Raw genomic sequence first — 4421 nt, forward strand, 5'->3', positions numbered from 1 at the left:
AAGACCGGGGGGAGCTTGATGCCGGCAGCCCCGCCCAGCCACACCCCGCGCCAGGGGCGGTCGCCGCGGCGCAGCAGGTCGGCGGCCAGCAGCCCGGCCAGCAGCAGGTTGACCTGACCGAAGGAGAAGGTCTGCCAGACCGGCTCGCAGACCACGGCCGCCACGCCCAGGGCCCCCAGCACCGGCCAGGTGGGCGCCAGTCGGCGTCCGAGGAGGGTCATGCTGCCCTCGCGCCGCCCCTCCAGGGCCCGCCGCAGCGCCACCACGAGGCCCAGCGCGGACGCGAGGGTCAGCACGGCGACCGCCACCGCCCGCGGCACGAGCGCCAGCGGCACGAACACGAGCGCCGCGAAGGGCGGGTAGGTGAAGGGCAGTCCGTCACGGGCCACGTAGAGCGGGTCCCCGTCGGCCACGAGCTGCCCGCCCCACCGGTAGACCTCCAGGTCGATGGGCCAGCCGCCCTTGACCAGCAGGGTGGCGGTGGCCACGAGGGCGACGAGCACCGCCGGGACCCACAGGGCCCGGGCGGGGAGGTCGGCGGACGGGGACGCGGGGGCGCCCGAGGGCGCGGTGGGAGTGCTCACGATGCGCACATGGTGCCACCTGCACCCCCTCGCCGACCGCCCAGCGAGCCTCCAGCCAACTCCCAGCCGACTCCGCGACGCTGGGAGCATGGACACCACCGCTGACGCCACCCTGCTCGTCGTCGAGGACGAGCCCAACATCCGCGAGCTGCTGGCCACGAGCCTGCGCTTCGCCGGGTTCGAGGTGCACACCGCCGCGCAGGGCAGCACGGCGCTGCAGCTGGCCGCCGAGGTGGAGCCCGACCTGCTCGTGCTCGACGTGATGCTCCCCGACGTGGACGGCTTCACCATCACGCGCCGCCTCCGGGAGCGCGACCAGCACATGCCGGTGCTCTTCCTCACCGCGCGCGACTCCGTGGACGACAAGGTCAAGGGCCTCACCGTCGGCGGCGACGACTACGTCACCAAGCCCTTCAGCCTCGAGGAGGTGGTGGCCCGCATCCGCGCCATCCTGCGCCGCAGCCGCGCCGAGGACGACCCCCAGGACGACCGCGTGCTCACCTTCGAGGACCTCTCCCTCAACGAGGACACCTACGAGGTGGTGCGCGCCGGCCGGGTCATCGAGGTCTCCCCCACCGAGTTCAACCTGCTGCGCTACCTGCTGCAGAACCCCAACCGGGTGCTCTCCAAGGCGCAGATCCTCGACCACGTGTGGGACTACGACTTCCGCGGCGAGATGGGCATCGTGGAGAGCTACATCTCCTACCTGCGCCGCAAGATCGACACCGAGGGCCTGCCGCCCCTCATCCACACCAAGCGCGGAGTGGGCTACGTGCTGCGGATGCCGCCCCAGTCGGTCGCGTGACCCCCGCCACCTCCGGCACCCGGGCCCGGCGCACCCGCCGCGGCCGCTGGTGGGCACCCGGCCACTGGCCGCTGCGGGTGCGCCTGCTCACCGTGGCGATGGTGCTCATCGCCGGGGCGCTCACGGCCACCGCCATCGCCCTGGCGGTGCTCATGCAGCAGTTCCTGGTGCGGCAGGTGGACGACCAGCTGCAGCGGGCCGCGGCCCCGGTGGCGCAGTCGGCCTTCGACAGCTTCACCACCGCGGGGTCCACCGGCTTCCGGCCGCCCAACAACTACTGGATCCAGTTCATGCCGGTGAACGGCCACCAGCCCATCAGCGTCACCGCACCGCAGAGCACGGGCTCGACCCCGCGGGTGGACTACCTCTCCCCCGAGGACGAGCGGGTGCGCAGCGGCCGGCCGTTCACGGTGACCGACGGCAACGGCGACCGCTGGCGCGTGGTGGCCGGCGTGGACGCCAACCACGTGGCCACCTACGCCGTGGCCCGGCCCCTACGTGAGATCGACGAGGCCGTACGGAACCTGCAGATCTTCACCCTCAGCGTGGGACTGCTCGCCCTGGTGGCCAGCGCCCTGGTGGGCTGGCCGCTCATGAACCGGGCGTTCCGGCCGCTCACGCAGATCGAGGACACCGCGGCCGGCATCGCCGAGGGCAACCTCTCGCGCCGCGTGCCGCACCCGGGCACCCGCGACGAGGTGGGCTCGCTGGCCACCAGCCTCAACCTGATGCTGGCTCACGTGGAGCGGTCCTTCCAGCTCCGCGACGCCTCGGAGCAGAAGATGCGGCGCTTCGTGGCCGACGCGTCCCACGAGCTGCGCACGCCGATGGCGGCCATCCGCGGGTACGCCGAGCTGTACCGGTCGGGCGCCATCACCGGGCGCGAGGACACCACGGCGGCCATGCGCCGCATCGAGGACGAGGCCACCCGCATGGGAGTGCTCGTGGAGGACCTCATGACGCTGGCGCGCCTGGACGCCGACGAGCAGCACCGCCTCGCGGCCTCCCCCGGCACCGACGACGCCGAGACCACCGAGGTGGACCTCACCGTGCTGGCCGGCGACGCCGTGGCCGACACCCGCGCCTGGGCGCCGGAGCGCACCCTGCGCGTCCAGGGCCTGGCAGGCCAGCCACTGGGCGCCACCCCGGTGGCCGGCCGGGAGCCGGCCCTGCGCCAGGTGGTGACCAACCTCGTGGCCAACGCCGTGCGGCACACCACCGACGGCCCCATCGAGGTGCAGGTGGGCCGCGACCGCGACGAGGTGGTGCTGCGCGTGGTGGACCACGGCCCCGGCATCCCCGAGGAGGAGCGCGAGCGCGTGTTCGAGCGCTTCTACCGCTCCGACCCCTCCCGCCAGCGCGGTGCGGGCGGCGGGTCCGGGCTGGGGCTGGCCATCGTGGCCACCACGGTGGAGCAGCACGGCGGGTCGGTGCGGGCGCTGGGAACATCCGGTGGCGGCGCGACGTTCGAGGTGCGGCTGCCCGCCCTGGGCTGAGCCCGACCCCACCGCGGGGACCAGGCCCGGGACTCCCAGAGAAATCCCAGCGACGGTGCAGCGCGGCCCAAGCATCGGGTGGTGGACTGCAGGTCGTCGAGAGGAGCAGACATGGACGAGTACACGGCACGGACCCAGGAGGCCGTCCCCCCGCGTCGCGGGTGGTGGCAGGTCCCCACAGTTGCGGTGCTCTCCGCTGCCCTGGCGACGGCCGGCACCTGGACCCTCGCCGAGAACGGCGTGATCGGCGGCGGTGACGACACCACGACGAGCACCCAGCGCCAGGTGGCGCAGGGCGCCCCGGCCAGCAACCCGAGCCCGAAGGCCGACGAGGGAACGCAGCAGGAGGCCACGGCGGGGGACGCCGCCGCGGCCGGGAAGACCCCTGCGGCGACGGCCGACGGCGTGGACTGGTCGGGGGTGGCCGAGAAGGTCTCGCCCAGCGTGGTGGCCATCTCCGTGCAGAGCGCCACCTCGGGCGGGTCCGGGTCCGGCGTGATCCTGGACGAGCAGGGCCACGTGGTGACCAACCACCACGTGGTCGACGGCGCCCAGAACATCACCGTCACGCTCGGCGACAACCGTGCCTACCCCGCCGAGGTGGTGGGCACGGACGCCGAGACCGACCTCGCGGTGCTCAAGCTGAAGGACGCCCCCAAGGACCTGAAGCCGATCACCGTGGGCGACGACACCGGCCTGCGCGTCGGCGACCCGGTGATGGCCGTGGGCAACCCGCTGGGCCTGTCCGGCACGGTGACCACCGGCATCGTCAGCGCCCTGGACCGGCCGGTGCGCGCCGGCGACACCGAGACCCAGGTGGTGACCAACGCGGTCCAGACCTCCGCGGCCATCAACCCGGGCAACTCCGGTGGGGCACTGGTAAACTCGTCGGGCGAGCTGGTGGGCATCAACTCCGCCATCGCCACGCTGGGGTCCAACCCCCAGGCGTCCGGCAACATCGGCATCGGCTTCGCGATCACCGCCACGCAGATGAAGAACGTCACCTCCGAGCTCATCGAGCACGGCAAGGCGACCCACGCCCAGCTGGGCGTGCGCGTGGGCGACACCACGGTGGAGGTGGACGACGCGCGCGTCAACGGCGCCGGCATCGCCTCGGTGGAGCCGGACGGGCCTGCCGCCAAGGCGGGGTTGAAGGCCAAGGACGTCGTCGTCGCCATCGACGGCGAGCCGGTGGACAGCATGTGGGCGCTCATTGCCCAGATGCACGAGCGGGCGGTGGGCGACACCGCGAAGCTCACCGTCGTGCGCGACGGGCAGAAGAAGGACCTGGACGTGACCGCCGGCGAGAAGGCGGACTGACCAGGCACAAGGACTCCCACGCAGGCGTTGTGCGACCGGCTGCGTGGGTGGGGACTCCGGTTCCCGTCGGGTCGAGGCCCTCCCCCCTTGGGGACTCCCCGACAAACAAGCCGCCCGGGCCGTGGGTGTGTGTGACCACGGCCCGGGCGCACTCATGTCTGGGGGGCGTTCGGCAGGGGCGGGTGTTCTTGGGGGAATCGTTATCGGGATCCTGTG

General features: G+C 73.1%; 4 protein-coding genes. 3 read left to right on the forward strand and 1 reads right to left on the reverse strand.

The features are described from left to right. Nucleotides 1-584, reverse strand: a 584-nt coding sequence (locus tag HMPREF3099_RS12105) for a glycosyltransferase 87 family protein (protein WP_168168501.1), incomplete at its 3' end; no start/stop codon positions are given. 88 nt (nucleotides 585-672) lie between these two features. Here HMPREF3099_RS12105 and HMPREF3099_RS08915 point away from each other — a divergent pair. The 3 genes from HMPREF3099_RS08915 to HMPREF3099_RS08925 all read left to right on the forward strand — a co-directional run bounded on the left by HMPREF3099_RS08915 (nucleotide 673) and on the right by HMPREF3099_RS08925 (nucleotide 4205). Then, nucleotides 673-1389 (forward strand): response regulator transcription factor, encoded by a 717-nt coding sequence (locus HMPREF3099_RS08915; RefSeq protein ID WP_070705638.1) that lies wholly within the window; start codon nucleotides 673-675, stop codon nucleotides 1387-1389. Continuing rightward, on the forward strand, nucleotides 1386-2885 hold the full coding sequence (locus HMPREF3099_RS08920; protein WP_237769811.1) for a sensor histidine kinase: 1500 nt from the start codon (nucleotides 1386-1388) through the stop codon (nucleotides 2883-2885). The genes HMPREF3099_RS08915 and HMPREF3099_RS08920 overlap by 4 nt, the downstream gene beginning before the upstream one ends. Before the next feature lie 111 nt (nucleotides 2886-2996). After that, nucleotides 2997-4205: a S1C family serine protease gene (locus tag HMPREF3099_RS08925; protein ID WP_181443181.1), complete on the forward strand. Its 1209-nt coding sequence runs from the start codon at nucleotides 2997-2999 to the stop codon at nucleotides 4203-4205. Nucleotides 4206-4421 lie beyond the last annotated feature (216 nt).

It is taken from the genome of Kytococcus sp. HMSC28H12, assembly GCF_001816045.1.
In the GTDB taxonomy this organism is placed as follows: Bacteria; Actinomycetota; Actinomycetes; order Actinomycetales; family Dermatophilaceae; genus Kytococcus; species Kytococcus schroeteri.